Raw genomic sequence first — 26,739 nt, 5'->3', positions numbered from 1 at the left:
CTCAAAACAACACCGCCAGCCTGGGCTGACGGTGTGGAGAGCATTAAGCGGTCAGACGGGAAGCGTCTTGCGCGATGACCAATTCTTCGTTGGTCGGGATCACCAGTGCCGGACGGCTGCCGTCTTTGGTGATGTTGCCTGATTTGCCGAAGCGGGCAGCCAGGTTGCGTTCGTGATCGATTTCAAAGCCCAGCAGGCCCAGTTTATCCAGGGTCAGCTCACGTACCATCGCAGCGTTCTCACCGATACCGCCGGTGAAGATCACAGCATCCAGACGGCCTTCCATCAGGGCGCTATAGGCACCGATATACTTGGCCAGACGGTGGCAGAAGACGTCCATGGCGCGCTTGGCATCGGCCTTGGTGTCATAGTTGTCTTCAACGTAACGGCAGTCGCTGGTGACTTCGGTCAGACCCAGCAGGCCAGACTCTTTGGTCAGCATCTTGTTGATCTGGTCAACGCTCATGCCCATGGCGTCGTGCAGGTGGAAGATGATGGCTGGATCGATGTCACCACTGCGGGTACCCATTACCAGGCCTTCCAGCGGGGTCAGACCCATGGAAGTATCAACACACTTACCGTTGCGTACTGCGGTTACGGAACCGCCGTTGCCCAGATGGCAGGTGATGATGTTAACTTCTTCAACCGGCTTGTTCAGCGCCTTCGCGGCTTTTTGAGTCACGTAGAAGTGGCTGGTGCCGTGTGCGCCGTAGCGACGAACGCCATGGTCGCGGTACAGGCTGTACGGCAGGGCATACAGGTAGGACTCTTCCGGCATGGTCTGATGGAACGCGGTGTCAAACACGGCAACGTTTTTATCAGCCAGATTAGGGAAGGATTTCAACGCTTCAGCAATACCGATCAGATGTGCCGGGTTATGCAGTGGTGCAAAAGGTACCGAATCTTTGATACCCTGCAGGACTTCGTCGTTGATGACGGCAGAGGCCGTGAACTTCTCGCCGCCGTGCACGATGCGGTGGCCGATAGCGGTCAACTGGGCGGAAAGCTCTGGTTTTTGTGCCAGAATAGTATTAACAATGAAGTTCAGCGCTTCGCTGTGCGCTGCGCCGGCACCCAGTGCCGCTTCTTGTTTACCGCCATCCATTTTCCATTTGATACGGGCTTCAGGAAGATGGAAGCACTCGGCCAGGCCAGAGAGGTATTCTTCACCGTTGGCTGCATCGATGATAGCGAATTTCAGGGAAGAACTGCCGCAGTTAAGGACCAGTACTAGCTTACTCGACATGGAAGTACCTACTTATAGTTCGTGTTGGTATTAAGGAAGACCCAAAAACACGTGGTGAATAAAACGTCAATCAGACAACAAGCGTAGCGCATAATGCCGTTGACATTTATGATTAACATCATGTCAGTGATACAAAGGACATAATGATGAAAAAACCGATGATTTCTCTGCGGTTTAAGCGATCCTGATTTTTACCGCTTCCTAGCCCCACATGGCCGCCAACGGCAGGATTAGGGAGATAGGGCTAAAAGTTGACAAATCTTCTGTCATCTTCTACCGGCACATGGCCGGCTTAGGATACCGATAGCCCGCCACAAACACAAAATAAATTTAAAGCTTCAACTTTTTTGTTAGTGTGTTTGCAAGAATATTTTATTTTTTATACGTGAAGTTGAGGTGCGCGATGACGAGCAGACCATCCGGTTCCGTAAGCTGGTTTCAGATATTCCAGCGCGGGCAGCATTACATGAAAACCTGGCCAGCAGACAAACGGCTGGCACCGCTTTTCCCTGAGAACCGCGTGTCACGCGCTACCCGCTTTGCCGTTCGCTTTATGCCCCCGTTGGCGATTTTTACCCTGACCTGGCAGATTGCGCTCGGCGGTCAGCTTGGCCCGGCGATTGCCACCGCGCTGTTTGCCTGTAGCTTGCCGATGCAGGGGCTGTGGTGGTTGGGCCGACGTTCCGTGACACCATTGCCGCCAACCTTGCTGCAATGGTTCCATGAGGTCCGTAACAAGCTGGCGGAAGCTGGGCAGGCGATTGCCCCCGTAGAAGGGACGCCAACCTACCAGGCGCTGGCGGACGTGCTGAAACGAGCCTTCAAGCAGTTGGACAAAACCTTCCTCGACGATCTTTAAGTGCCACTGGGCCGGGATTTCGCCGGCCTTGCTTTATGCCGCAAATTCGTGCCCGGATCATGTCTGGCCACTCCCCACATTTGACGAATATCCCGGTTCAAATCAAAGAATGGGTTAGTTGTGATTCCACGCCATACTGAAGTCATGCGATGCTCTGGTTAATTTGCAGAACTGAGGACAATGAAATGGAAATGACTCACGCCCAACGGCTGATTTTGTCGAATCAATACAAGATGATGACCATGCTCGATCCGGACAATGCGGAGCGCTACCGCCGCTTGCAGACGATCATCGAGCGCGGTTTTGGTTTGCAAATGCGCGAGCTGGATCGTGATTTTGGTGAGATGAGCGAAGAAGTGTGCCGCACCATCATCAATATCATGGAAATGCACCATGCGCTCCAGGTTTCCTGGGAGAACCTAAAGGATCGCCAGGGGCTGGACGCGCGTCGCCTGGCATTCCTGGGTTTTGATGCGGCAACCGAAGCACGTTACCTGAGCTATGTGCGTTTCCTGGTGAATACGGAAGGGCGGTATACTCATTTCGATTCTGGTAGCCACGGGTTTAACGCCCAAACCAAAATGTGGGAAAAATACCAGCGCATGCTGAGTATCTGGCTATCCTGCCCACGCCAGTATCATTTGAGCGCCGTCGAGATTGCGCAAATCATCAATGCCTGATTAAACGTAGAGGGGTTTCCCGTGGAGTGTAAGGGTTTTCTGTTCGATCTTGATGGAACGTTAGTAGATTCATTACCGGCGGTAGAGCGAGCCTGGACGCAATGGGCAGAGCGCCATGGCATCAGCCCGCAACAGGTGCTGGACTTTATCCACGGAAAACAGGCGATCACCTCGCTGCGTCACTTTATGCCGAATGCCACCGAGGCTGAGCTACAGCATGAGTTCACATTGCTTGAGCAGGTAGAAGCAGAGGATACCGACGGCGTCCGTGCCCTGCCAGGGGCATTGGTCCTGCTGGAGCGGATCAAGGCGTTGGGGATACCTTGGGCAATCGTCACCTCGGGGTCCGTGCCAGTGGCCAACGCACGCCGCCTTGCCGGTGGGGTGCCGCTTCCTGAGGTGTTTATCACCAGTGAGCGGGTCAAACAGGGTAAACCGCATCCAGACGCCTACCTGTTAGGGGCACAAGGTCTTGGGTTGGCACCACAGGATTGTGTGGTGGTGGAAGATGCTCCTGCCGGGATCCTTTCCGGTTTGGCCGCAGGTTGCCAGGTGATTGCGGTTAATGCACCGGCAGACGCACCGAAGCTGAACCAGGTGGATCTGATCCTTTCCTCTTTGGAACAGCTCAAGATCGCCAAGTCCGAACAGGGCGCTGTCATCGAACTTATTGCTTAATCTGCACATTCTTACCTCAATTTGATTAGACCCCGCATCGTCGGGGTTTTTTTATGCTAATTTCTTATGCCGGGATCACTGCAGAATGAGGCCGTTTTGAACAGCGAATTACTTTGGGTTTTGAGTTTACTGTTAATAGCCATTGTGCTGTTTACCACCAACAAGCTGCGCATGGATGTGGTGGCACTGTTGGTGATCATCGCGTTTGTGCTCAGTGGAACCTTGAGTCTGCAAGAGGCAACGGCTGGCTTCAGCGATCCTAACGTCATTTTGATCGCCGCTCTGTTCGTCATTGGCGAAGGGCTGGTACGCACCGGGGTGGCCTATCAGGTTGGCGACTGGCTGGTGAGAGTGGCGGGCAGCAGTGAAACCAAGATGATGATGCTGCTGATGTTTACCGTCGCCGGGCTGGGGGCCTTTATGAGCTCGACCGGGGTGGTAGCCATCTTTATTCCCGTGGTGCTCAGCGTCGCGGTGCGCATGAAAATCTCACCAGGGCGGTTGATGATGCCGCTGAGCTTTGCCGGTTTGATCAGCGGCATGATGACGCTGGTTGCCACGCCGCCGAATATGGTGGTCAACAGTGAACTGGTACGTGAAGGCATCGACGGTTTCGGCTTCTTTGGCGTTACGCCAATTGGCCTGGTGGTGTTGCTGTTGGGCGTGGGGTACATGCTGGTTGCAAGACGCTGGCTCGGCGACAGCGGCGGTACCAAGACCAGGTCGGCGTGGGAGCGCCGGACTTTCCGCGATTTAATCCGCGACTATAAGCTCACCGGGCGGGCGCGTCGTTTGGCGGTACGTAGCGGTTCGCCACTGATTGGCCGTTCGCTGGATGAACTGCATTTGCGCGCGCGTTACAGCGCCAACGTTATCGGCATTGAGCGCTGGAAGCGTTTCCGCCGGGTGATGATCAGCGCCTTTGGCAGCACGGAACTGCGCGAAGGGGACGTACTGCTGATCGACATGACGGATTGTGATATCGATCTGCGTCAGTTCTGTAGTGAGCAACAGCTTGAGCCCATGGTGCTGCGGGGGGAATATTTCTCCGAACAGTCGCGCAACGTGGGCATGGCCGAAGTTTCGCTAATTCCTGAATCGGCCCTGCTGGGAAAAAGCTTGCGCGATGCCGCTTTCCGTAGCCGTTACGATCTCAACGTGGTCGGTATCCGCCGCAATGGTGAAACCCTGCAAGGCAAGCTGGTGGATGAACCGCTGGGCCTGGGGGACATTCTGTTGGTGATCGGCGACTGGAAAGCAATCCGCCAACTGCAGGCCAAAACCCATGACTTTATCGTCTTGAACCTGCCCGCCGAAGTGGACGAAGTGGCACCGGCGATCACCCAGGCTCCTCATGCGCTGTTCTGTCTGGCGCTGATGGTGGCAATGATGCTGACCGACGAGATCCCGAATCCGATCGCCGCACTGATCGCTTGCCTGTTGATGGGGCGCTTTCGCTGCATCGATATGGAAAGTGCCTATAAGGCGATCCATTGGCCGAGCATCATTTTAATCGTCGGTATGATGCCCTTTGCCCAAGCGTTGCAGAAAACGGGCGGGGTCGATCTGATCGTCCGTGGGTTGATGGATGTTGCCGGTGATGCCGGGCCGCACGTCATGCTGGCCTGTCTGTTTGTCCTGTGCGCCACCATAGGGCTGTTTATCTCCAACACCGCCACGGCGGTATTGATGGCACCGATTGCCATTGCTGCGGCCCGTGAAATGGGCGTTTCGCCTTATCCGTTTGCCATGATTATCGCGATTGCCGCCTCCGCCGCCTTTATGACGCCGGTGTCATCGCCGGTCAATACGCTGGTGTTGGGACCGGGAAACTACAAGTTTGGCGATTTTCTGAAAATTGGGGTGCCGTTCACCGTGCTGGTGATGATTGTCAGCGTGATATTGGTGCCTTGGTTGTATGCGTTTTAAGCACACAGTTTGCGTTTTATGTCAGGAATGAGTAAAGGCACTTTATTGACTCTTGAGAATGCGCTTAAGTAGCTAACGACCGAAACCATAAAGAGTTTTGGCATTTTATCGGCTCATGCTGCAGCTCGTTGAGGCTTTACGGCGACCGGTGTCGCCCAGGCTTAGTTTAGCGATCCTTCTGGAGTTGCCATGAAAATGAAACATGGATTTATAACCCTTACTTTAGCTTCTCTGTTGTTGCTGTCCGGCTGTGCGAGATACATGAGTGGCTCTCTCAATTCGGTGCCCGATCCGGGTTATGCCTTTGATAAGAATGCGCCAGTGTTGGTGCTTGTCGCCTCAGATTCTGATGAACCGATGCTGGCGAAACACTTCTTCGGTAATACGCTGACGTTTTTGCGCGCAAAGGGGTTTCAGCGCGTTTATACCGAGGATAACCTGCCAAATGGCGGTGTGGTGCCCAAGCTGTTTGTGGTGTTGGACGTAGATAAAAACACCCGGGTACATGAATATACCAGCGCGGATTACGGGGATGTGGCCACCGGTGAGACCACCGAATGCACCACTGAAAATACCAAGAAAGGGGAAAAGGCGACCTGCACCACCAAGGCCATTATGACCAGAGAGATCATTGGCTATTCGAAGAAAAGGGACTACTACACCGAGCGCCGTTTCCTGCTGAGTATGTTTAACAACGATAAAAAACCGGTGCTGGAGGCCCAGGCTTCTTACTTTGGCAACCAATGCCCACAGGATAAAATTTACCGCTTCCTGGTCACACAAACTTTCCAGCGTATCGATTTACGCTCGGTGGTGGAGCAGGAGTTCACGGTAGAAATGCCGGAAGGTACGACCTGCGGCTAAGGTGTCTCAGACTGCCAGGTGCAAAGCACCTGGCTTTAGACTCACAGTGGTGAGTCGCTGCTGATTTCATCCAGCGAAAGGCTGAAGCTTGGGATGAACACCGTCATGAAATACTCCATTTCCGGGCTGTGGCGCATTTGCAGCGTTTTCTCCAGACGAGCCTTGGCCTGCTTGAACTCATTATTCCCCGCAGACAGCTCCTCCAGACACTTCAGGTAAGCGCATAGCGCATCGGCCTGCTTCACGATCAGCTTTTCATCCTCGCTGTGATGGTGCTCATCCAGGATCGAGCGGAAATCGTTTTGTAACTCTTCCGGCAGCATCTCCAACAGCTTTTGTTGGGCAATCTTCTCGATTTTTTTGTATTCGTGGGCTATCTGCGGGTTGTAATACTTGATGGGAGTGGGCATATCGCCGGTCAGCACTTCGCTGGCATCGTGATACATCGCCAACAACGCCACGCGTTCGGCATTCAGGTTGCCGTTAAACTTGCGGTTTTTGATCGCGGCCAGCGCATGGGCGACAAAGGCGACCTGCAGGCTGTGTTCGGAAACGTTTTCGGTACGCACATTGCGCATCAGCGGCCAGCGGCTAATCAGTTTCAAACGGGACAGGTGGGCAAAGAAGTGGCTCTGGCTCATGGTGCTCTCTCTACAACGGCATGTGAGAGCATTATACGCTATGGAGCTAAGTACATCCCTCGGAATTGTAGGGCGCAGCGAACCGCGCCCGGCAAAATTACTGGTGATAGGTTTCCAGGAAGCGGCCCAGTTTGCCCACCGCCATTTCCAATTCATCCACGCGGGGTAGCGTAACGATACGGACGTGGTCTGGGTAAGGCCAGTTGAACGCGCTGCCCTGTACCAGTAACACCTTCTCTTGCAACAGCAGATCCAGCACCAGCTTCTGGTCGTCGCGGATGTTAAAGCGCTTGGCGTCAATGCGTGGGAACATATAGAGGGCCCCCTGAGGTTTCACGCAGGAAACGCCAGGGATCTCGTTTAGCAGTTCCCAGGTGCGGTCGCGTTGTTCATACAGGCGGCCACCAGGCTGAATAAATTCGCTGATGCTCTGGTAACCCCCCAGTGCCGTCTGGATCGCATGCTGCATTGGCACGTTAGCGCACAGACGCATGGAAGCCAGCATCTCCAACCCTTCAATATAGCCTTTGGCATGTTTCTTCGGCCCGTTGAGCACCATCCAGCCCTGACGGAAACCGGCAACGCGATAGGTTTTGGACAAGCCGTTAAAGGTGACGGTCAGCAGATCTGGGGCCAATGCGGCGATCGAGTGATGCTCTGCCTCGTCGTAGAGGATCTTGTCGTAGATTTCGTCGGCAAAGATGATCAGGTCATGCTGGCGGGCGATCTCGACGATCTGTTCCAGCAGTTCTTTGCTGTAGACCGCACCGGTTGGGTTATTAGGGTTGATGATCACGATGCCACGAGTGCGTGGGGTGATTTTGCTGCGAATATCGTCCAGATCCGGGAACCAGCCAGATTCTTCGTCGCACATATAGTGCACGGCCTTGCCGCTGGAAAGCGACACGGCGGCGGTCCACAACGGGTAGTCTGGCGCAGGTACCAGCATTTCATCACCGATGTTCAGCAGCGCTTGCATGGATTGCACGATCAGCTCAGAAACGCCATTGCCGATGTAGATATCCTCAACGGTCACGTCACGCATGTTACGTGCCTGATAGTGCTGCATGATTGCCTTGCGCGCCGAGTAGAGCCCTTTGGAGTCGCAGTAGCCTTGTGCCGTTGGCAGATTGCGGATCACGTCGACCAGAATTTCATCGGGGGCATCAAAGCCGAACGGGGCAGGGTTGCCAATGTTCAGCTTGAGGACTTTATTGCCTTCTTCTTCAAGACGTTTAGCTTCTTTGAGTACCGGGCCACGAATGTCATAACAGACGTTGTCCAGTTTGCTGGATTTCTCAATGGGGGACATAGAAAGTTGAGCCTTTTGCTAAGATAGGGCCGTTCCTACCGTGGAACACCGCAATCCGTCCAATGTACTCCTGGAGGCCGGGCTTTTGAAGGGTTATGCATTGCTTTGGTGAAAACGATCGGCAAAAATCGCTTTTTAAGATAATAACCGTCTGTATTGATCGTTTTTTCAGTGTTTAAATCTGAGTATGTCACTATTTTAAGGTTTATATGTCGACGGAAGGGCTTGTCACGTAAAGGGTTTTTATCAGTTAACCGCATAAATGTGTATGCCAAGCGCCAGAAAAACGCCAAAGCCGCTTAAAGATAGTAATATGGGATTAATCTGGTTTCTTGTCTGTACTGACAATACCACACTGAGTTGAAGTAGAATTACATTAGGTCCACTTCAGTAATTAACTTAAATTTTATTTAAGTAATAGTCAGGGTCTTTTAATAATTAAAAGACTTACTGCTTGAATTTATTAAATTCCCTAATCGATGCGTCGTTCGATATACGGGGGGGTTGTTAATATTTTGTACAGAAAACAACAATGCTGTCATGGTCTCTGGCGGCCAGAGATCGAGGTAACCGGGAGGAAAGGGGGGATTTTGCCCGCATAGGATTATCAATGCTTATAAGGGTAAGCACTTTTCGTCGTAACTTTCACCACTATCAATAAGCCGTTGCGATAGATCACGGATAAAAAGCGATGCAGATAACGAAATATAAGTAATTTTTTTGCCCTCTTCTAATGAGTGGGGTACTGTCATAAGTGGCGCATGCCCTTTTAAGCTGCGTCTTAGAAATACACCAGGGTAGTTTGTAAATTAGAATTTAAAAAGTGAAGAAAACACTATGACAAGTGCAAATCGTCCGATACTTAATCTCGACCTCGATCTGCTAAGAACTTTTGTTGCTGTTGCTGATTTGAATACGTTTGCGGCTGCTGCCGTTGCCGTGTGTCGTACTCAGTCCGCAGTCAGTCAACAAATGCAGCGGTTAGAGCAATTGGTTGGCAAAGAGTTGTTCGCCCGTCATGGGCGCAATAAATTGTTAACCGAACATGGTATCCAGCTTCTCGGCTACGCCAGGAAAATCCTGCGCTTCAACGACGAAGCTTGTGCCTCCTTGATGTACAACAATATCAACGGCGTTCTGACTATCGGTGCTTCTGATGATACCGCCGATACCATTTTGCCTTTCTTGCTAAACCGCGTGACGTCGGTCTATCCCAAGCTGGCGATTGATGTGCGGGTGAAGCGTAGTCCGTTCATGATCGACATGCTGAAGAATGGTGAAGTGGATCTGGCCATCACCACCGTGGATACCGAAGGGCATCCGCACATCATTCTGCGTACATCTCCAACGTTGTGGTACTGCTCGGCGGATTACCATTACCAGGCGGGGGAACCGATCCCTCTGGTGGTGATGGATGAGCCAAGCCCGTTCCGAGCGATGGCGATCAAGCACCTCGAAGCTGCCGATATTCCTTGGCGTATTGCCTACGTGGCCTCTACGCTTTCTGCGGTGCGCGCGGCGTGCCGGGCAGGTTTGGGGATCACCGTGCGGCCAATCGAAATGATGAGCCCAGATCTGCGAGTTCTGGGCGCGGCGGAAGGTTTACCGCATCTTCCTGATACGCAGTATGCGCTATGCAAAGACATGAAGTGCGAAAATGAACTGGCCATGGCGATCTTCAGTGCCGTGCAAAACGGCAGTGAGATTTACCACTTCGGCGGCGGCGAATCTTCGGTGATCGATGAAGGTTCCAGCGTGGCGGATAGCGAAGAGTAGCGTTTTACCCTAAGCTAGCCATAGTGAAAGTTACAAACCTCTGCCACGGCGGAGGTTTTTTTTAGCTCAAAAAAATGAAACCAAGAATTTTGGCGTGTTGAAGGTAAATGTGATGCCAAATGGGTATTTATTCATGGTTTCTAGCAGGTGAAACCCGCATTTTTTCACATTGCTCGTTTTTTATGCAGTGATAACAATGAGTAAATACCTGGAGTTGATGGGGTTATTTTGCTATTTTACGCTGACGTTTTTTTACCTGAAATTGACAAAAATTATTAAACCGCCACACTTTTTTTGAGGATTTCTGCCCGAAACGTGTCCTGGATCAAAAAAATACCCCTAGGTAGTGAGTGGAACAACAGGGAATTCCTGAGAGAATGGTATAGTAAAAGTGAAATGTGCCTGTGGGGTTATATCTATCTGTTTCCGTTGAGCAATCAACTGACACGATTTAGCCTAAGCCAAGCGCATCATATGTTAATTAAATGCTTCGTATGTAAATTAGTGTGTAGATACTTTTGTCAAAGTTGACAGAAGGTTATAGAAAGGAGTAAAAAGCCCACAGTAAAACACTGCCTAACTCTCTGTAAAAGCAGCTTGTTTGTGTGGTTATTTATCCTTCCCTTAAATCGATGTGGTGCACTAACTGCCAGTTACAAGAGCAGAACGATCGACGCCACTTTTGATGAGTAAGCATAGAGTATGTCAACAACCATTGAAGTCATCGCTCATCACTGGGCGTTCGCCGTATTTCTTATCATGGCTATCGGGCTCTGCGGCTTCATGCTGCTGGGTGCGTTCTTCTTGGGTGGGAGAGCCCAGGCTCGCGCCAAAAACACCCCTTATGAATCCGGGGTCGACTCGGTCGGTACGGCGCGTTTGCGTCTGTCCGCCAAGTTCTACCTGGTGGCCATGTTCTTCGTCATTTTCGATGTTGAAGCCTTATATCTGTACGCCTGGTCGGTCTCGATTCGTGAGAGCGGTTGGGTAGGCTTTATCGAAGCCGCCATTTTCATTTTGGTGTTATTGGCTGGTTTGGTTTATCTGGTGCGTATCGGCGCATTGGATTGGACTCCAACGCGCTCCAAGCGTTTGAGTAAGCCAACTATCATCAAGAACGCTAGCAACAGTCATCCGCAGTAACAGCGAGGCATTAAGATGGACTATACGCTCACCCGCATAGACCCGAACGGTGAGAACGACCGTTATCCCCTGCAAAAACAGGAGATCGTAGGCGATCCCCTTGAGCAGCAGGTTCACCGTACGGTTTACATGGGTAAACTCGAACATGCTTTGCATGACATGGTGAACTGGGGGCGTAAAAACTCTCTTTGGCCGTATAACTTCGGCCTTTCGTGCTGTTATGTGGAAATGGTGACCTCGTTTACCGCCGTTCACGACGTGGCGCGTTTTGGTGCGGAAGTATTGCGTGCCTCCCCACGCCAGGCCGACTTTATGGTCGTTGCCGGCACCTGCTTTACCAAGATGGCCCCGGTCATTCAGCGTTTGTACGAGCAAATGCTGGAGCCTAAATGGGTGATCTCGATGGGCTCCTGCGCCAACTCAGGCGGCATGTACGATATCTACTCAGTAGTCCAGGGCGTGGATAAATTCCTGCCGGTCGACGTGTATATTCCTGGCTGCCCACCGCGCCCGGAAGCTTACATGCAGGCACTGCTACTGCTGCAGGAATCCATTGGTAAAGAACGTCGCCCGCTGTCGTGGGTCGTTGGCGATCAGGGCGTGTACCGCGCCAATATGCCATCAGAAAAAGAACGTAAGCACGCCGAGCGTATTGCGGTAACCAACCTTCGGTCGCCTGACGAGATTTAAGACGTTCATTTAACGTCCATCTTAGTGCGCTATTGGTTAACACAGCGAAAAGTTGAACTTGCGGCGAAATAACCCTTTAGTGTGGTGAAAAAAATTATGACAGATTTAACGACGCACGAAGCTCTGCCTGCATGGCATACCCGCGATCATCTCGATGATCCGGTGATCGGCGAACTGCGCAACCGTTTTGGGCCGGAAGCCTTTACTGTTCAGCCCACCCGTACCGGAATGCCCGTGGTATGGGTCAAAGTTGAGCAGTTGCTGGAAGTTATGACGTTTTTGAGAAAACAACCGAAGCCGTACGTCATGCTGTTCGACCTGCATGGCATGGACGAGCGTCTTCGTACCCACCGTGAAGGCTTGCCTGCCGCGGACTTCTCTGTTTTCTACCATCTGATTTCTGTCGAACGTAACCGTGACATCATGCTGAAAGTGGCACTGTCTGAAAAAGACCTGCACGTGCCCACAGCAACCAAGATTTTCCCGAATGCCAACTGGTATGAGCGCGAAACCTGGGAAATGTTCGGTATTACCTTCGACGGCCACCCGCACCTGACGCGCATCATGATGCCGCAGAGTTGGGAAGGTCATCCACTGCGTAAAGACTACCCGGCGCGCGCCACCGAATTCGATCCTTTTGTGTTGACCAAACAAAAAGAAGATCTGGAGATGGAGTCGCTGAAGTTCAAGCCGGAAGAGTGGGGCATGAAGCGCGGCACCGAGAATGAGGACTTCATGTTCCTTAACCTCGGCCCGAACCACCCTTCTTCACACGGTGCATTCCGTATCATTCTGCAGTTGGACGGTGAAGACATCGTTGACTGTGTGCCGGACGTGGGTTACCACCACCGTGGCGCAGAGAAGATGGGCGAGCGCCAGTCTTGGCACAGTTTTATCCCGTATACCGACCGTATCGAATACCTCGGCGGATGCGTAAACGAAATGCCTTACGTACTGGCGGTGGAAAAACTGGCCGGGATCGTGGTGCCGGATCGTGTCAACACCATCCGCGTCATGCTGTCTGAGCTGTTCCGCATCAACAGCCACCTGCTGTACATCAGTACCTTTATCCAGGACGTGGGCGCCATGACCCCGGTGTTCTTTGCCTTTACCGACCGTCAGAAAGTTTATGATGTCGTTGAAGCGATTACCGGCTTCCGTATGCACCCGGCCTGGTTCCGCATAGGTGGCGTGGCGCACGACCTACCGCGTGGCTGGGATCGCCTGCTGCGTGACTTCCTGGACTGGATGCCGAAGCGCCTCGATTCCTATGTGAAAGCGGCACTGCACAACTCCGTTCTGAAAGGGCGTTCTGTCGGCGTGGCTTCTTACAACGCCAAAGAAGCGTTGGAATGGGGTGTGACTGGTGCTGGCTTGCGCGCTACCGGCGTTGAGTTTGACGTGCGTAAATGGCGTCCATACTCCGGCTATGAAAACTTCGATTTCGAAGTGCCGGTCGGCGACGGTAACAGCGACTGCTATACCCGCGTGATGCTGAAAGTGGAAGAGCTGCGCCAGAGCCTGCGCATTCTTGAGCAGTGCCTGAACAATATGCCGGAAGGCCCGTTCAAGGCCGATCATCCGCTGACCACGCCGCCGCCGAAAGAGCGCACGCTGCAACATATTGAAACGCTGATCACCCACTTCCTGCAGGTTTCCTGGGGCCCGGTGATGCCAGCCAACGAATCATTCCAGATGGTTGAAGCCACGAAAGGGATCAACAGCTACTACCTGACCAGCGACGGCAGCACCATGAGCTATCGCACCAGGATCCGTACGCCAAGCTATGCTCACCTGCAGCAAATCCCTGCGGTGATCCGTGGCAGCCTGGTCTCTGACCTGATCGTCTATCTGGGTAGTATCGATTTTGTAATGTCAGATGTGGACCGCTAACTATGCATGATCTTAAAGACACTCACGTGAGTCACGATGCGCTTGAGGCCACCAATGCAGCCGCTCCCCAGAGCGGCGCTGATGCATTTGTGCTGAGCGCGGAAGAACGTGATGCGATCGAGCACGAAAAGCACCATTACGAGGATCCACGCGCCGCCTCCATTGAAGCACTGAAGATCGTGCAGAAGCAGCGTGGCTGGGTTCCGGATGGGGCGATTTATGCCATCGCTGAAGTGCTGGGCATCCCAGCCAGCGACGTAGAAGGCGTGGCCACGTTCTACAGCCAGATTTTCCGCCAGCCAGTAGGACGCCATGTGATCCGTTACTGTGACAGCGTGGTTTGTCACATCAACGGCTACCAGGGCATTCAGGCCGCGCTGGAAAAGAAACTCAACATCAAGCCGGGCCAGACTACCTTCGACGGTCGCTTCACCCTGCTGCCGACCTGCTGTCTGGGCAACTGCGACAAAGGCCCGAACATGATGATCGATGAAGATACTCATGCTCACCTGACGCCAGAAAACGCGGTCGAACTGTTGGAGCGGTATAAATGATGATTGATATCAAACGTACTGCCGAAATGCATCCGCTGACCTGGCGCCTGCGCGATGACCAACAGCCGGTCTGGCTGGATGAATATCGCAGCAAGAACGGTTACCAGGGCGCGGAAAAAGCGCTGAAAGGCATGGCCGCCGACGACATCGTCACCCTGGTGAAAGATGCCGGGCTGAAAGGCCGTGGTGGTGCAGGTTTCTCCACCGGTTTGAAGTGGAGCCTGATGCCGAAAGACGAATCCATGAACATCCGTTACCTGCTGTGTAACGCCGATGAAATGGAGCCGGGCACCTATAAAGACCGTCTGCTGATGGAGCAACTGCCACACCTGTTGGTGGAAGGCATGCTGATTTCGGCATTTGCGCTGAAAGCCTATCGAGGTTACATCTTCCTGCGTGGCGAATACGTCGAGGCTGCAGTGCACCTTCGCCGTGCGATTGCGGAAGCTACCGAAGCAGGCCTGCTGGGCAAAAATATCATGGGCAGCGGCTTTGACTTCGAGCTGTTCGTCCACACCGGCGCTGGCCGCTACATCTGCGGTGAAGAAACGGCGCTGATCAACTCGCTGGAAGGCCGCCGTGCCAACCCGCGCTCCAAGCCGCCATTCCCCGCTTCCGTGGGCGTATGGGGCAAACCGACCTGCGTGAACAACGTAGAGACCTTGTGTAACGTGCCTGCCATCCTCGAGCATGGTGTGGACTGGTACAAAGGGATCTCTGCCGGTAAGAGTAACGACGCCGGTACCAAACTGATGGGCTTCTCTGGCCGGGTGAAAAACCCAGGCGTCTGGGAGCTGCCGTTTGGCACTACCGCGCGTGAAATTCTGGAAGATTACGCCGGTGGCATGCGTGATGGCCTGAAATTTAAAGCCTGGCAGCCGGGCGGGGCGGGTACCGACTTCCTGACCGCCGATCACCTGGATCTGCCAATGGACTTCGAAAGCATCGGTAAAGCGGGCAGCCGTTTAGGTACGGCGCTGGCGATGGCGGTGGATCACGAAATCGGCATGGTTCCCCTGGTGCGTAACCTGGAAGAGTTCTTTGCCCGTGAGTCCTGTGGCTGGTGTACACCGTGCCGTGACGGCTTACCGTGGAGCGTGAAGATCCTGCGTGCTTTGGAAAGAGGCGAAGGCCAGCCGGGGGATATCGAAACCCTCGAGCAGCTGTGCCGCTCCCTTGGCCCGGGTAAAACCTTCTGCGCCCATGCGCCAGGTGCCGTAGAGCCACTGCAAAGCGCGATTAAATATTTCCGTGAAGAGTTTGAAGCCGGGATTTCCCCACAGTACTTGGGCAATCTCCAGGCGGTTGGCGGCATTCAGCCAAACAACTTGTTGAAGCAACGCTGGTAATCCTGCTTTGCCTGGGTGCGGTGAGCGCGCCCCGAAACACGGCCAGAATTTTTGATTAACGCCTGCCTTATGGGCAGGCCACTTGGAAGCATGCTGACTATGGCTACGATTCATGTAGACGGCAAAGAATACGACGTAGATGGAGCCGACAACCTGTTGCAGGCGTGTCTCTCCCTCGGCCTCGATATTCCTTACTTTTGCTGGCATCCGGCGCTTGGAAGCGTCGGCGCTTGCCGCCAATGTGCGGTAAAGCAATACCAAAACGCGGACGATACGCGTGGCCGTTTGGTGATGTCCTGTATGACACCGGCATCCGATGGAACCTTTATTTCCATCGATGACGCAGAAGCCAAACAGTTCCGTGAAAGCGTGGTCGAGTGGTTGATGACCAACCACCCGCACGACTGTCCGGTATGTGAAGAGGGCGGTAACTGTCACCTGCAAGATATGACAGTAATGACCGGCCACAGCTTCCGTAAATATCGCTTCAGTAAGCGCACCCACAACAATCAGGAACTGGGGCCATTTATCTCGCACGAGATGAACCGCTGCATCGCCTGTTACCGTTGTGTGCGTTACTACAAAGACTACGCGGATGGCACCGATTTTGGTGTCTACGGCGCGCACGACAACGTCTATTTCGGTCGTCCGGAAAGCGGCACGCTGGAAAGCGAGTTCTCCGGTAACCTGGTAGAAGTGTGCCCAACCGGCGTATTCACCGACAAAACCCACTCCGAGCGTTACAACCGTAAGTGGGACATGCAGTTTGCCCCGAGCATCTGCCAGCAGTGCAGCATCGGCTGTAACACCAGCCCAGGTGAGCGCTATGGCGAACTGCGCCGTATCGAAAACCGTTACAACGGCAGCGTGAACCACTATTTCCTGTGTGACCGCGGCCGCTTTGGTTATGGCTATGTGAACCAGAAAGATCGCCCTCGTCAGCCGCAGCAACTGCGTGGCAACGACTGGATCACCCTGAACGCCGAACAGGCGATGCAGGGCGCGGCAGATATTCTGCGTCAGGCCAACAAAACCATCGGTATCGGTTCACCGCGTGCCAGCCTGGAAAGCAACTTTGCGTTGCGTGAACTGGTCGGCGCCGAGAACTTCTATACCGGCATCAATCAGGCTGAACAACAGCGCCTGGACCTGATGCTCAACGTGTTGAAAAACAGCGGCGTTTATACGCCTAACCTGCGTGAAATCGAAAGCTACGACGCGGTGTTGGTACTGGGTGAAGATTTGACCCAGACCGGCGCTCGTATCGCGCTGTCGGTACGTCAGGCGGTGAAAGGGAAAGCCCGCGCGATGGCTGCGGCACATCGCGTCGCCGATTGGCAGATCGCGGCGGTGCAAACGATCGGCCAGCACGCCAAACACCCGCTGTTCGTCACTAACGTTGATAACACCCGTCTGGACGACATCGCCGCCTGGAACTACCGTGCGCCGGTGGATGAGCAAGCCCGTTTAGGCTTCGCCATTGCCCACGCGCTGGATGAGTCCGCGCCGGCGGTGACCGATCTGGCCGAAGATCTGAACAAGAAAATCGATGTGATCGTGCAGGCCCTGGCCGGTGCGCAGAAACCCTTGATCATCACCGGCAGCAATGCGGGTAGCACAGCGATCATTGAAGCTGCGGCCAACATTGCCAAGGCGTTGAAAGGTCGCGGTGCCAATGTCGGCATCACCTTCGTTGCCGCCGCTGCCAACAGCATGGGCTTGGCGATGATTGGTGGTGGCTCGCTGGACGAGGCACTGGTGCAGTTGGAAAGTGGTGCAGCTGATACCGCCATCGTGATGGAAAACGATCTCTATCGTCACGCCCCTGCGGCCAAAGTGGATGCCGCATTGGCCAAGATCAGTAACCTGATCGTTGCCGATCACCAGCGCACCGCCATCATGGACAAAGCCAACCTGATCCTGTCTGCGGCCAGTTTTGCAGAGAGCGATGGGACCTTGGTCAGCCAGGAAGGCCGCGCACAGCGCTTCTTCCAGGTCTACGACCCGGCTTATTACGATGATGCCAAGAAAAATATCTACAGCGTGATGTTGGAAAGCTGGCGTTGGATGCACTCGCTGCATTCCACCTACACCAGCCGCCAGGTTGACTGGACCCAGCTCGATGACGTGATTGCCGCCTGCGTGAGCGCATTGCCGCAGTTGCAAGGTATTGTCGAAGCTGCCCCAGATGCGACCTTCCGCATCCGTGGTCAGAAACTGGCCCGTTCACCGCACCGCTACAGTGGCCGCACCGCGATGCGTGCCGATATCAGCGTGCATGAACCGCGTCAGCCGCAAGATAAAGACACCATGTTCGCCTTCTCGATGGAAGGGAACAACAGCCCGCTGGCTGACCGTCAGCAGATCCCATTTGCCTGGGCACCAGGTTGGAACTCACCGCAGGCATGGAACAAGTTCCAGGCCGAAGTGGGTGGCAAACTGCGCCATGGCGATCCGGGTATCCGCCTGATCGAAGCAGGGGAGGGCAACCTCGGTTACTTCACCGCTATCCCTACGGCGTTCAAAGCCGAAGGCTGGCGTGTTGCGCCGTATTACCACCTGTTTGGCAGTGACGAAATGTCACAGCGCTCCGAAGTGATCCAGCAGCGTATGCCTCAGGCCTACGTGATGATCAACGTTGCCGATGCCGCACAGTTGGGTGTCAATGCCGGTGCCTGGGTCGAGTTCAGCTGTGCAGGTCAAACGCTGCGTTTGCCGGTACGCCTGAGTGAAACCCTGAGCCAAGGCCAGGTTGGTTTGCCGCTCGGCTTGCCAGGGATCCCGCCGGTATTGGTGGGTGCGAAGGTTGAAAATCTGCGGGAGGCGGCACTATGAGCTGGTTGACACCTGAGGTGATCGACATCCTGATCGCCGTGTTGAAAGCGGTGGTGATCCTGTTGGTCGTGGTCACCTGCGGGGCGTTTATGAGCTTCGGCGAACGCCGTCTGCTGGGCCTGTTCCAGAACCGTTACGGGCCAAACCGTGTCGGCTGGGGCGGTTCGCTGCAGCTGGTCGCCGACATGATCAAAATGTTCTTCAAAGAAGACTGGGTTCCGACCTTCGCCGACCGCATGATCTTTACGCTGGCCCCGGTGATTGCCTTTACCTCGCTGCTGTTGGCCTTTGCCATCGTGCCGGTCAGCCCGACCTGGTCGGTGGCCGATCTCAACATCGGTATTCTGTTCTTCCTGATGATGGCTGGCCTGGCGGTGTATGCCGTGCTGTTCGCCGGCTGGTCCAGTAACAACAAATACTCGCTGTTAGGGGCGATGCGTGCTTCGGCACAAACCCTGAGCTACGAAGTGTTCCTCGGCCTGTCCGTGCTGGGCGTGGTGGCGCAAGCCGACTCGTTCAACATGCAGGCGATTGTTGAATCACAGGCGCACATCTGGAACGTCATTCCGCAATTCTTTGGTTTCATTACCTTTGCGATTGCCGGTGTGGCAGTATGTCACCGCCACCCATTTGACCAGCCGGAAGCCGAGCAGGAACTGGCCGACGGTTACCACATTGAATATTCCGGTATGAAATTCGGTCTGTTCTTCGTGGGGGAATACATCGGTATCGTGACCGTGTCCGCCCTGATTGTGACGTTGTTCTTCGGCGGTTGGCAGGGTCCATTCCTGCCGCCATTCATCTGGTTCGCACTGAAAACGGCCTTCTTCATGGTGATGTTCATTCTGATCCGTGCTTCGTTGCCGCGTCCGCGTTATGACCAGGTGATGTCATTCGGCTGGAAGATTTGCCTGCCGTTGACGCTGCTGAACCTGCTGGCAACCGCCGCGGTCATTTTGTACAACGCTCAATAAGGGGTGAATAAACCATGACATTGAAAGAGTTAGTGGTTGGTTTCGGCACCCAGGTGCGCAGCCTTTGGATGATTGGCCTGCACGCCTTCGCCAAACGCGAAACCCAGATGTATCCGGAAGAACCGGTTTACCTGCCGCCGCGCTACCGTGGCCGCATCGTGCTGACGCGCGATCCGGACGGTGAAGAGCGCTGCGTAGCCTGTAACCTGTGTGCGGTTGCCTGCCCGGTTGGCTGTATCTCCCTGCAAAAAGCAGAGCAGAAGGATGGCCGCTGGTATCCGGAATTTTTCCGCATCAACTTCTCACGCTGCATTTTCTGCGGTCTGTGCGAAGAAGCTTGCCCAACCACCGCGATCCAGCTGACGCCGGATTTCGAAATGGGTGAGTTCAAGCGCCAGGATCTGGTGTACGAAAAAGAAGATCTGTTGATCTCGGGGCCGGGTAAATATCCGGAATATAACTTCTACCGGATGGCCGGTATGGCGATTGACGGCAAAGCCAAAGGCGAAGCCGAAAACGAAGCCAAACCGATCGACGTCAAAGGTCTGTTGCCTTAAGGAGCCAGCAAGCATGGAAATTGCCTTTTATTTGGCAGGGTTCATTGCGATTATCGCGACCATTCGCGTCATTTCGCATACCAATCCTGTGCATGCGCTGCTGTATCTGATCGTCTCTTTACTGGCGATCTCGGCAGTCTTTTTCTCACTGGGTGCCTATTTTGCGGGTGCTCTGGAAATCATCGTCTACGCCGGTGCCATTATGGTGCTGTTCGTGTTCGTGGTCATGATGCTCAACCTCGGCAACGCGGTGCAGCAGCAAGAGCGCGACTGGCTGAAGCCTGCCGTCTGGATTGGCCCTGGTCTGCTGTCACTGATCTTGCTGGTGGTGCTGATTGTGGCGATCCGCAGCGTGTCCGATCAGGGCATCACCGGTGAAATGGTGGATGCTAAAGCGGTTGGGATCAGCCTGTTTGGTCCTTACGTGCTGGCGGTTGAGCTGGCTTCAATGCTGCTGTTGGCGGGCCTGGTCGTTGCCTTCCACATTGGTCGTGAGCACAAACCGGGTGAAGTGTTCAGCAATACCCCGGCAAGCAGCGAAATGGCGAAAAGAAAATCGGAGGACCAAGCATGATCCCTCTTCAACATGGGCTGATCCTGGCGGCGATCCTGTTCGTCCTGGGGCTGACCGGCTTGATGTTACGCCGTAACCTGCTGTTTATGCTGATCAGTCTGGAAGTGATGATCAACGCTGCGGCGTTGGCGTTTATCGTGGCGGGTAGCTATTGGGGCCAAACCGACGGGCAGGTGATGTACATCCTGGCCATCAGCCTGGCGGCAGCCGAGGCCAGTATCGGCCTGGCGTTGCTGCTACAGCTCTACCGTCGTCGGCATACCCTGGATATTGACACTGTCAGTGAGATGCGCGGATGAACCTATTATATTTAACTATTCTGCTACCGCTGATCGGGTTCCTGCTGTTGGCATTTTCCCGTGGTCGCTGGTCTGAAAACACCGCGGCGACCGTTGGCGTAGGGTCGATTGGCCTGGCGGCACTGGTCACGGTGTATGTGGCGATTGATTTCCTGGGCCAAAAGGCCGCTGGCGTGCAGCTGTATGAGCAAAGCCTGTGGAACTGGATGAGCGTTGGCGACTTTAACGTCGGCGTTACCCTGGTGCTGGACGGCCTGTCCCTGACCATGCTGTCGGTAGTGACCGGCGTTGGCTTCCTGATCCACATGTATGCTTCCTGGTACATGCGTGGGGAAGAGGGCTACTCCCGCTTCTTCGCTTACACCAACCTGTTTATTGCCAGCATGGTGGTATTGGTACTGGCAGACAACCTGCTGCTGATGTACCTGGGTTGGGAAGGCGTGGGCCTGTGCAGCTATCTGTTGATCGGTTTCTACTACAAAGATCCGGCCAACGGCGCGGCGGCAATGAAAGCCTTCATCGTTACCCGCGTGGGCGACGTGTTCCTGGCCATTGCGCTGTTCATCCTGTACCACGAGCTGGGTACGCTGAACATCCGTGAACTGATGGTGCTGGCACCGCAGAAACTGGCGGTTGGCGATACGGCATTGACCTGGGCAACCCTGATGTTACTGGGTGGCGCAGTAGGTAAATCAGCTCAGCTGCCGTTGCAAACCTGGCTGGCAGATGCGATGGCGGGGCCAACCCCGGTATCTGCCTTGATCCACGCGGCAACCATGGTTACCGCAGGTGTCTACCTGATTGCCCGTATGCATGGCCTGTTCCTGATGACGCCGGAAGTGCTGAATCTGGTCGGTATCATTGGTGGCGTTACGCTGCTGCTGGCGGGCTTTGCCGCGCTGGTGCAGACCGACATCAAACGCGTACTTGCCTATTCCACCATGAGCCAGATTGGCTACATGTTCCTGGCGCTGGGCGTGCAGGCATGGGATGCGGCTATCTTCCACCTGATGACTCACGCGTTCTTCAAGGCGCTGCTGTTCCTGTCCTCCGGTTCAGTCATCCTGGCCTGTCATCATGAGCAGAACATCTTCAAGATGGGTGGCCTGCGCAAGAGCATTCCGCTGGTGTATGTGTGCTTCCTGGTGGGGGGCGCGGCGCTGTCTGCTCTGCCTATCGTCACCGCTGGCTTCTTCAGTAAGGATGAAATCCTGGCGGGCGCCATGGCGAACGGCCACGTCAACCTGATGATTGCCGGTCTGATTGGTGCATTCATGACCTCACTGTATACCTTCCGCATGATCTTCATCGTGTTCCACGGCGAAGAAAAAATCAAAGCGCATGCGGGCAAAGGTATTACTCACCACCTGCCACTGTTGGTTCTGATGGTGCTGTCCACCTTCGTCGGCGCGATGATAGTGCCGCCGTTGCAGGGTGTACTGCCGGAAACCACCGAACTGGCACACGGCAGCGTTCTGACATTGGAGATCGCCTCTGGCGTGGTCGCTATCGTCGGGATACTGCTGGCAGCTGCGCTGTGGCTGGGCCAACGTCGCCTGGTCAACAGCATCGCGAACAGCGCTCCGGGTCGTTTCTTCTCGACCTGGTGGTTCCATGCCTGGGGCTTCGACTGGCTGTATGACAAAGTGTTCGTCAAGCCATACCTGGGCATCGCCAAGCTGCTGCAAAGCGATCCGCTGAACTCACTGATGAACCTGCCTGCGCTGTTCTCCCGCTGGGGGAACCGTCGCCTGACGGTGAGTGAGAACGGTCAGATCCGCTGGTATATCGCGTCTATGGGTGTGGGTGCAGTGCTGGTACTGGCTCTGTTGATTTTGGTTTAACTGAATAATTTAAACAGACGCATTTTGGGTTCGGCCCTTGTCGAACAAGGGCCCGATACAAGTTTTTTAGATTATTCATATAAGGGACACAAAACGCCATGCTATTACCTTGGCTAATTCTTATCCCCTTTATCGGCGGTCTGCTGTGCTGGCAGTGCGAGCGTTTCGGTACTAAGGCGCCGCGCTGGATAGCGTTGATCGCAATGGGGCTGACGTTGGCGCTTTCTCTGCAACTGTGGTTGCAGGGGGGCTATTCGTTGATAAAACCGCAGGGCATGCCGCAGTGGCAGTCTGAGTTTATGTTGCCGTGGATCCCACGCTTTGGCATCAGCATTCACCTGGCGCTGGACGGCCTGTCACTGCTGATGGTGGTGCTGACCGGTTTCCTGGGCGTGCTGGCGATCCTCTGTTCCTGGCGTGAAATCCAGAAGTATCAGGGCTTCTTCCACCTGAACCTGTTGTGGATCCTGGGCGGCGTGATTGGCGTGTTCCTGGCCATCGACCTGTTCCTGTTCTTCTTCTTCTGGGAAATGATGCTGGTGCCGATGTACTTCCTGATCGCCTTGTGGGGTCATAAAGCATCGGATGGTAAAACCCGTATCACCGCAGCAACCAAGTTCTTCATCTATACCCAGGCCAGCGGTCTGGTGATGCTGATTGCGATCCTGGGCCTGGTATTCGTGCACTACAATGCGACCGGCGTGTGGACCTTCAACTACGAAGATCTGCTGAAAACCCCAATGTCGCACAACGTTGAATACCTGTTGATGCTGGGCTTCTTCATCGCGTTCGCGGTGAAAATGCCGGTGGTGCCATTGCACGGCTGGTTGCCGGATGCGCATAGCCAGGCACCAACGGCGGGTTCTGTCGACCTGGCGGGGATCTTGCTGAAGACGGCGGCCTACGGCCTGCTGCGTTTCAGCCTGCCGCTGTTCCCGAACGCGTCCGCCGAGTTTGCTCCTATTGCCATGTGGCTGGGTGTGATTGGTATCTTCTACGGTGCCTGGATGGCGTTCGCACAGACCGATATCAAACGTCTGATTGCTTACACCTCCGTTTCCCATATGGGCTTCGTGCTGATCGCCATCTACACCGGTAGCCAGCTGGCTTACCAGGGTGCGGTTATCCAGATGATCGCTCACGGCCTGTCTGCGGCCGGTATGTTCATCATCTGTGGCCAGCTGTACGAACGTCTGCACACTCGCGATATGCGTCAGATGGGCGGCCTGTGGGGACGTATCAAGTACCTTCCTGCGCTGTCACTGTTCTTCGCGGTGGCAACTCTGGGGATGCCGGGTACAGGTAACTTCGTCGGTGAATTCATGATCCTGTTCGGCAGCTTCCAGGTTGTACCAGTGATCACCGTGATTTCTACCTTCGGTCTGGTGTTTGCTTCGGTTTACTCGTTAATCATGATGCAGCGTGCCTACTACGGCACCCCGAAATCTGATCAACCGTTGCCGGGCATGACCGCACGTGAACTGTTTATCATTCTGCTGTTGGTGGTACTGCTGGTGCTGCTGGGTGTCTATCCTCAGCCAATCCTCGATACCTCAAGTGCGGCGATGAGCAACGTGCAACACTGGTTTGGTCCGTCAGTTTCAGCAATTTCAACAACAAGGCCGTAATTCGCCATGACAATAACTCCTCAACAACTGATCGCACTGTTACCGCTGTTGATCGTCGGATTGACGGTGGTGGTTGTGATGCTGTGCATTGCGTGGCGACGCGACCACTTTATCAACGCCACCCTGACAGTGATCGGTCTTAACCTGGCGCTGCTTTCACTCTACTTTGTTGGCCAGGTAGGCCCAATGGACGTCACCCCGCTGGTGCGGGTTGACGGTTACTCGATGTTCTACACCGGGCTGGTGGTGCTGGCGAGTCTGGCAACCTGCACCTTTGCCTATCCATGGCTGGTGGGTTACCCGGATAACCGCGAAGAGTTCTACCTGCTGGTGCTGATTGCTACCATGGGTGGCATTCTGCTGGCGAGCGCCAACCACCTGGCTTCACTGTTCCTGGGTATTGAGCTGATCTCGCTGCCGCTGTTTGGTCTGATAGGGTATGCCTATCGCCAGAAGCGTTCGCTGGAAGCGGCCATCAAGTACATGGTGCTGTCTGCGGCGGCCTCCAGCTTCCTGCTGTTCGGCATGGCGCTGCTGTATGCCGAATCCGGTGACCTGTCACTGGCAGGCCTGGGCAAGAGCATGCAGGAGAACATGATGCATCAGCCGCTGATCCTGGCAGGCATGGGCATGATGATCGTCGGTCTGGGCTTCAAACTCTCCCTGGTACCTTTCCAGCTGTGGACGCCGGATGTGTATCAAGGGGCGCCAGCGCCGGTCTCAACCTTCCTGGCTACCGCCAGCAAGATTGCGATCTTCGCCGTCGTGATGCGTCTGTTCCTGTACGCACCGGCTGCCGACAACGAAGCGCTGCGGATGGTGTTGTCGATCATCGCCGTCTGCTCGATCCTGTTCGGTAACCTGATGGCGATCAGCCAGACCAACATCAAGCGACTGCTGGGTTACTCCTCGATCGCTCACCTGGGTTATCTGCTGGTAGCGCTGGTTGCGGTGCAAACCCACCAGCTGTCGCTGGAAACCGCCGGGGTGTATCTGGCCGGTTACTTGTTCAGCAGCCTGGGTGCCTTCGGTGTGGTTAGCCTGATGTCCAGCCCGTACCGTGGCCCGGACGCGGACTCGCTGTTCTCCTATCGCGGCCTGTTCTGGCACAAGCCAATCCTGTCAGCGGTTATGACAGTGATGATGCTTTCCCTGGCCGGTATCCCGATGACGCTGGGCTTTATCGGTAAGTTCTTCGTGATTGCGATGGGCGTTAGTGCTCACCTGTGGTGGTTGACCGGTGCCGTGGTGCTGGGTAGTGCGATCGGTTTGTACTACTACCTGCGTGTGACCGTCAGCCTGTTCCTCAGCGCGCCGGAAACGCTGGTTCGCGATACGCCAAACAACTGGGCGTTGACCGCCGGTGGTGTGGTGGTGCTGATCTCTGCCGCGTTGGTGCTGTTGCTGGGTATCTACCCGCAGCCGCTGATTACGCTGGTGCAGATGGCACAGCCGATGTTCTGATTGATCTCGAGCTAGACAACAAGGGTCGCCAAATGGCGGCCCTTGTTTTTTTGTGGACTAGAGTACGCCGCCGTTAAACGAGATTTCCAGCTCTTGCACCACCGCGCGTATTCTTGCCGTGTGTTGCAGATCCGGATGTAACACCAGCCAGATATCGACCCAGTCCTGATTCTCTGGGAGGATACGCACCAGATCGGGATCGCTATCGGCCAGGAAGCAAGAAAGCAGGCCGATGCCCAACCCGTTGCGCGTTGCCGAACGCAGTAACAGCTGTGAGTTGCATTGCAGCACCACGTTTGGCTCGTTCAACAGCTCTCCACCGAAGTTGTCCCAGTGGCGTGGTACCAGCTCGCGCGGGAACATCAGCAAATCGTGGCCGCGCAGATGGTCGCCTTTACTCGGCGTTCCGTGTTGATCCAGGTAGCCCTGCGTGGCATATAACCCCATCTCAATAGTTGCCAGACGTTTGATGACCAGCTCATCATATTCAGGGCGAGCACCACGAATAGCCAGATCGGCCCCGCGATAGGAGATGTCGGAGATATTGAGCGCCGTCAGTAGCGTGATGGTGATATGCGGGTATTTCTCGCGCAGCCGTTTCAGTGCCGGTATCACAAAGGCCTCGGCCAAGGTATCGGTGGTAGCGATGCGTACTTCACCCGTCAGGCTTTGATCGCCGCTGCTGGCTTTACGAGCGATAGCCTGAACCGCATTTTCCATTGCCAGCACTTCTGCCAGCATGGCTTCACCCAGCGGGCTGAGCGAGAAGGATTTTGGCGTGCGGATAAACAGTTTTGAACCCAACGCCTGTTCGAAAGAGCTGATCCGCCGCCCCACGGTAGCTTGATCGACGTGAAGTTCATGGGCAGCCTTGCGTAACGTACCGCAGCGTGCCACCGCCAGAAAGAAGCGTGCATCATCCCAATTCATTGTGCAGTGTCCTTGGTGGC

Annotated in this window: 23 protein-coding genes; 19 read left to right on the top strand and 4 right to left on the bottom strand. The window is 54.7% G+C overall.

From position 1 onward, the window contains the following. Positions 1 to 43 precede the first annotated feature (43 nt). Entirely contained in the window at positions 44 to 1,246 is a 1,203-nt protein-coding gene (gene ackA / locus ACMV5H_RS08495) for an acetate kinase (RefSeq protein ID WP_414821700.1), read from the bottom strand. A 403-nt stretch (positions 1,247 to 1,649) separates the two neighbouring features. Here ackA and yfbV point away from each other — a divergent pair, with 403 nt between their 5' ends. The 5 genes from yfbV to ACMV5H_RS08470 all read left to right on the top strand — a co-directional run bounded on the left by yfbV (position 1,650) and on the right by ACMV5H_RS08470 (position 6,256). Then, positions 1,650 to 2,105, top strand: a complete 456-nt coding sequence (gene yfbV / locus ACMV5H_RS08490; RefSeq protein WP_025122796.1) for a terminus macrodomain insulation protein YfbV — start codon at positions 1,650 to 1,652, stop codon at positions 2,103 to 2,105. Between the two features lie 185 nt (positions 2,106 to 2,290). Next, the gene (locus ACMV5H_RS08485) at positions 2,291 to 2,785 is read left to right on the top strand and encodes a YfbU family protein (protein WP_021178532.1); all 495 of its coding nucleotides are present in this window, start codon (positions 2,291 to 2,293) and stop codon (positions 2,783 to 2,785) included. A gap of 21 nt (positions 2,786 to 2,806) precedes the next feature. Continuing rightward, entirely contained in the window at positions 2,807 to 3,463 is a 657-nt protein-coding gene (locus ACMV5H_RS08480; RefSeq protein WP_021805998.1) for a sugar phosphatase, read from the top strand. A 96-nt stretch (positions 3,464 to 3,559) separates the two neighbouring features. Further along, positions 3,560 to 5,392, top strand: a complete 1,833-nt coding sequence (locus ACMV5H_RS08475) for an SLC13 family permease (protein ID WP_414821699.1) — start codon at positions 3,560 to 3,562, stop codon at positions 5,390 to 5,392. Positions 5,393 to 5,581: 189 nt separating this feature from the next. After that, positions 5,582 to 6,256 carry a hypothetical protein gene (locus ACMV5H_RS08470; RefSeq protein WP_115158201.1) on the top strand — a complete coding sequence of 225 codons (675 nt, stop codon included), beginning with the start codon at positions 5,582 to 5,584 and terminating at the stop codon, positions 6,254 to 6,256. Positions 6,257 to 6,297: 41 nt separating this feature from the next. On the opposite strand, the gene yfbR is transcribed toward ACMV5H_RS08470, so the two are convergent. Then, on the bottom strand, positions 6,298 to 6,897 hold the full coding sequence (gene yfbR, locus ACMV5H_RS08465; RefSeq protein ID WP_021805996.1) for a 5'-deoxynucleotidase: 600 nt from the start codon (positions 6,895 to 6,897) through the stop codon (positions 6,298 to 6,300). Between the two features lie 97 nt (positions 6,898 to 6,994). Beyond that, positions 6,995 to 8,209, bottom strand: a complete 1,215-nt coding sequence (locus tag ACMV5H_RS08460) for a pyridoxal phosphate-dependent aminotransferase (RefSeq protein WP_021805995.1) — start codon at positions 8,207 to 8,209, stop codon at positions 6,995 to 6,997. Positions 8,210 to 9,046: 837 nt separating this feature from the next. Here ACMV5H_RS08460 and lrhA point away from each other — a divergent pair. From lrhA to nuoN, 14 genes are all read left to right on the top strand, one after another. Next, the gene (gene lrhA / locus ACMV5H_RS08455; RefSeq protein WP_037375525.1) at positions 9,047 to 9,985 is read left to right on the top strand and encodes a transcriptional regulator LrhA; all 939 of its coding nucleotides are present in this window, start codon (positions 9,047 to 9,049) and stop codon (positions 9,983 to 9,985) included. A gap of 702 nt (positions 9,986 to 10,687) precedes the next feature. Continuing rightward, complete coding sequence (locus tag ACMV5H_RS08450) at positions 10,688 to 11,128, top strand: NADH-quinone oxidoreductase subunit A (RefSeq protein WP_021178526.1); 441 nt, start codon at positions 10,688 to 10,690, stop codon at positions 11,126 to 11,128. A 15-nt stretch (positions 11,129 to 11,143) separates the two neighbouring features. Further along, complete coding sequence (locus tag ACMV5H_RS08445) at positions 11,144 to 11,818, top strand: NuoB/complex I 20 kDa subunit family protein (RefSeq protein ID WP_021178525.1); 675 nt, start codon at positions 11,144 to 11,146, stop codon at positions 11,816 to 11,818. A gap of 96 nt (positions 11,819 to 11,914) precedes the next feature. Next, positions 11,915 to 13,711 (top strand): NADH-quinone oxidoreductase subunit C/D, encoded by a 1,797-nt coding sequence (gene nuoC, locus ACMV5H_RS08440; protein WP_037375523.1) that lies wholly within the window; start codon positions 11,915 to 11,917, stop codon positions 13,709 to 13,711. Between the two features lie 2 nt (positions 13,712 to 13,713). Continuing rightward, positions 13,714 to 14,265 (top strand): NADH-quinone oxidoreductase subunit NuoE, encoded by a 552-nt coding sequence (nuoE, locus tag ACMV5H_RS08435; protein WP_021178523.1) that lies wholly within the window; start codon positions 13,714 to 13,716, stop codon positions 14,263 to 14,265. Beyond that, a complete protein-coding gene (nuoF, locus tag ACMV5H_RS08430; protein WP_021805992.1) occupies positions 14,262 to 15,614 on the top strand; it encodes an NADH-quinone oxidoreductase subunit NuoF in 1,353 nt (450 codons plus the stop codon). Before nuoE ends, nuoF begins: the two co-directional genes overlap by 4 nt. A 99-nt stretch (positions 15,615 to 15,713) precedes the next feature. After that, on the top strand, positions 15,714 to 18,449 hold the full coding sequence (nuoG, locus tag ACMV5H_RS08425) for an NADH-quinone oxidoreductase subunit NuoG (RefSeq protein ID WP_094981983.1): 2,736 nt from the start codon (positions 15,714 to 15,716) through the stop codon (positions 18,447 to 18,449). Continuing rightward, on the top strand, positions 18,446 to 19,423 hold the full coding sequence (gene nuoH, locus ACMV5H_RS08420; protein ID WP_021805990.1) for an NADH-quinone oxidoreductase subunit NuoH: 978 nt from the start codon (positions 18,446 to 18,448) through the stop codon (positions 19,421 to 19,423). The genes nuoG and nuoH overlap by 4 nt, the downstream gene beginning before the upstream one ends. A 14-nt stretch (positions 19,424 to 19,437) precedes the next feature. After that, the gene (nuoI, locus tag ACMV5H_RS08415; protein ID WP_021178518.1) at positions 19,438 to 19,980 is read left to right on the top strand and encodes an NADH-quinone oxidoreductase subunit NuoI; all 543 of its coding nucleotides are present in this window, start codon (positions 19,438 to 19,440) and stop codon (positions 19,978 to 19,980) included. A 13-nt stretch (positions 19,981 to 19,993) separates the two neighbouring features. Then, positions 19,994 to 20,554 (top strand): NADH-quinone oxidoreductase subunit J, encoded by a 561-nt coding sequence (gene nuoJ / locus ACMV5H_RS08410; protein WP_021805989.1) that lies wholly within the window; start codon positions 19,994 to 19,996, stop codon positions 20,552 to 20,554. After that, entirely contained in the window at positions 20,551 to 20,853 is a 303-nt protein-coding gene (gene nuoK, locus ACMV5H_RS08405; protein ID WP_021178516.1) for an NADH-quinone oxidoreductase subunit NuoK, read from the top strand. The genes nuoJ and nuoK overlap by 4 nt, the downstream gene beginning before the upstream one ends. After that, complete coding sequence (gene nuoL / locus ACMV5H_RS08400) at positions 20,850 to 22,697, top strand: NADH-quinone oxidoreductase subunit L (protein WP_414821698.1); 1,848 nt, start codon at positions 20,850 to 20,852, stop codon at positions 22,695 to 22,697. The genes nuoK and nuoL overlap by 4 nt, the downstream gene beginning before the upstream one ends. A gap of 98 nt (positions 22,698 to 22,795) precedes the next feature. Further along, positions 22,796 to 24,325, top strand: coding sequence for an NADH-quinone oxidoreductase subunit M (nuoM, locus tag ACMV5H_RS08395; RefSeq protein WP_021805987.1), 1,530 nt, complete (start codon positions 22,796 to 22,798; stop codon positions 24,323 to 24,325). 6 nt (positions 24,326 to 24,331) lie between these two features. Then, positions 24,332 to 25,789: an NADH-quinone oxidoreductase subunit NuoN gene (gene nuoN, locus ACMV5H_RS08390; RefSeq protein WP_021805986.1), complete on the top strand. Its 1,458-nt coding sequence runs from the start codon at positions 24,332 to 24,334 to the stop codon at positions 25,787 to 25,789. A 57-nt stretch (positions 25,790 to 25,846) separates the two neighbouring features. On the opposite strand, the gene ACMV5H_RS08385 is transcribed toward nuoN, so the two are convergent. Further along, positions 25,847 to 26,719: a LysR family transcriptional regulator gene (locus ACMV5H_RS08385; RefSeq protein WP_414821697.1), complete on the bottom strand. Its 873-nt coding sequence runs from the start codon at positions 26,717 to 26,719 to the stop codon at positions 25,847 to 25,849. Positions 26,720 to 26,739: the final 20 nt, after the last annotated feature.

This window comes from Serratia sp. N21D137 (assembly GCF_047530005.1).
GTDB classification, from domain to species: Bacteria; Pseudomonadota; Gammaproteobacteria; order Enterobacterales; family Enterobacteriaceae; genus Chania; species Chania fonticola_B.
Note: the sequence above shows the minus strand (reverse complement) of the source record. Positions and strands in the feature narration are given on the sequence as shown.

Coding starts and splice junctions, on each gene's coding strand:
- ackA (WP_414821700.1), bottom strand. CDS start 1,246: ATGTCGAGTAAGCTAGTACTGGTCCTTAACTGCGGCAGTTCTTCCCTG.
- yfbV (WP_025122796.1), top strand. CDS start 1,650: ATGACGAGCAGACCATCCGGTTCCGTAAGCTGGTTTCAGATATTCCAG.
- ACMV5H_RS08485 (WP_021178532.1), top strand. CDS start 2,291: ATGGAAATGACTCACGCCCAACGGCTGATTTTGTCGAATCAATACAAG.
- ACMV5H_RS08470 (WP_115158201.1), top strand. CDS start 5,582: ATGAAAATGAAACATGGATTTATAACCCTTACTTTAGCTTCTCTGTTG.
- yfbR (WP_021805996.1), bottom strand. CDS start 6,897: ATGAGCCAGAGCCACTTCTTTGCCCACCTGTCCCGTTTGAAACTGATT.
- ACMV5H_RS08460 (WP_021805995.1), bottom strand. CDS start 8,209: ATGTCCCCCATTGAGAAATCCAGCAAACTGGACAACGTCTGTTATGAC.
- lrhA (WP_037375525.1), top strand. CDS start 9,047: ATGACAAGTGCAAATCGTCCGATACTTAATCTCGACCTCGATCTGCTA.
- ACMV5H_RS08450 (WP_021178526.1), top strand. CDS start 10,688: ATGTCAACAACCATTGAAGTCATCGCTCATCACTGGGCGTTCGCCGTA.
- ACMV5H_RS08445 (WP_021178525.1), top strand. CDS start 11,144: ATGGACTATACGCTCACCCGCATAGACCCGAACGGTGAGAACGACCGT.
- nuoC (WP_037375523.1), top strand. CDS start 11,915: ATGACAGATTTAACGACGCACGAAGCTCTGCCTGCATGGCATACCCGC.
- nuoE (WP_021178523.1), top strand. CDS start 13,714: ATGCATGATCTTAAAGACACTCACGTGAGTCACGATGCGCTTGAGGCC.
- nuoF (WP_021805992.1), top strand. CDS start 14,262: ATGATGATTGATATCAAACGTACTGCCGAAATGCATCCGCTGACCTGG.
- nuoG (WP_094981983.1), top strand. CDS start 15,714: ATGGCTACGATTCATGTAGACGGCAAAGAATACGACGTAGATGGAGCC.
- nuoH (WP_021805990.1), top strand. CDS start 18,446: ATGAGCTGGTTGACACCTGAGGTGATCGACATCCTGATCGCCGTGTTG.
- nuoI (WP_021178518.1), top strand. CDS start 19,438: ATGACATTGAAAGAGTTAGTGGTTGGTTTCGGCACCCAGGTGCGCAGC.
- nuoJ (WP_021805989.1), top strand. CDS start 19,994: ATGGAAATTGCCTTTTATTTGGCAGGGTTCATTGCGATTATCGCGACC.
- nuoK (WP_021178516.1), top strand. CDS start 20,551: ATGATCCCTCTTCAACATGGGCTGATCCTGGCGGCGATCCTGTTCGTC.
- nuoL (WP_414821698.1), top strand. CDS start 20,850: ATGAACCTATTATATTTAACTATTCTGCTACCGCTGATCGGGTTCCTG.
- nuoM (WP_021805987.1), top strand. CDS start 22,796: ATGCTATTACCTTGGCTAATTCTTATCCCCTTTATCGGCGGTCTGCTG.
- nuoN (WP_021805986.1), top strand. CDS start 24,332: ATGACAATAACTCCTCAACAACTGATCGCACTGTTACCGCTGTTGATC.
- ACMV5H_RS08385 (WP_414821697.1), bottom strand. CDS start 26,719: ATGAATTGGGATGATGCACGCTTCTTTCTGGCGGTGGCACGCTGCGGT.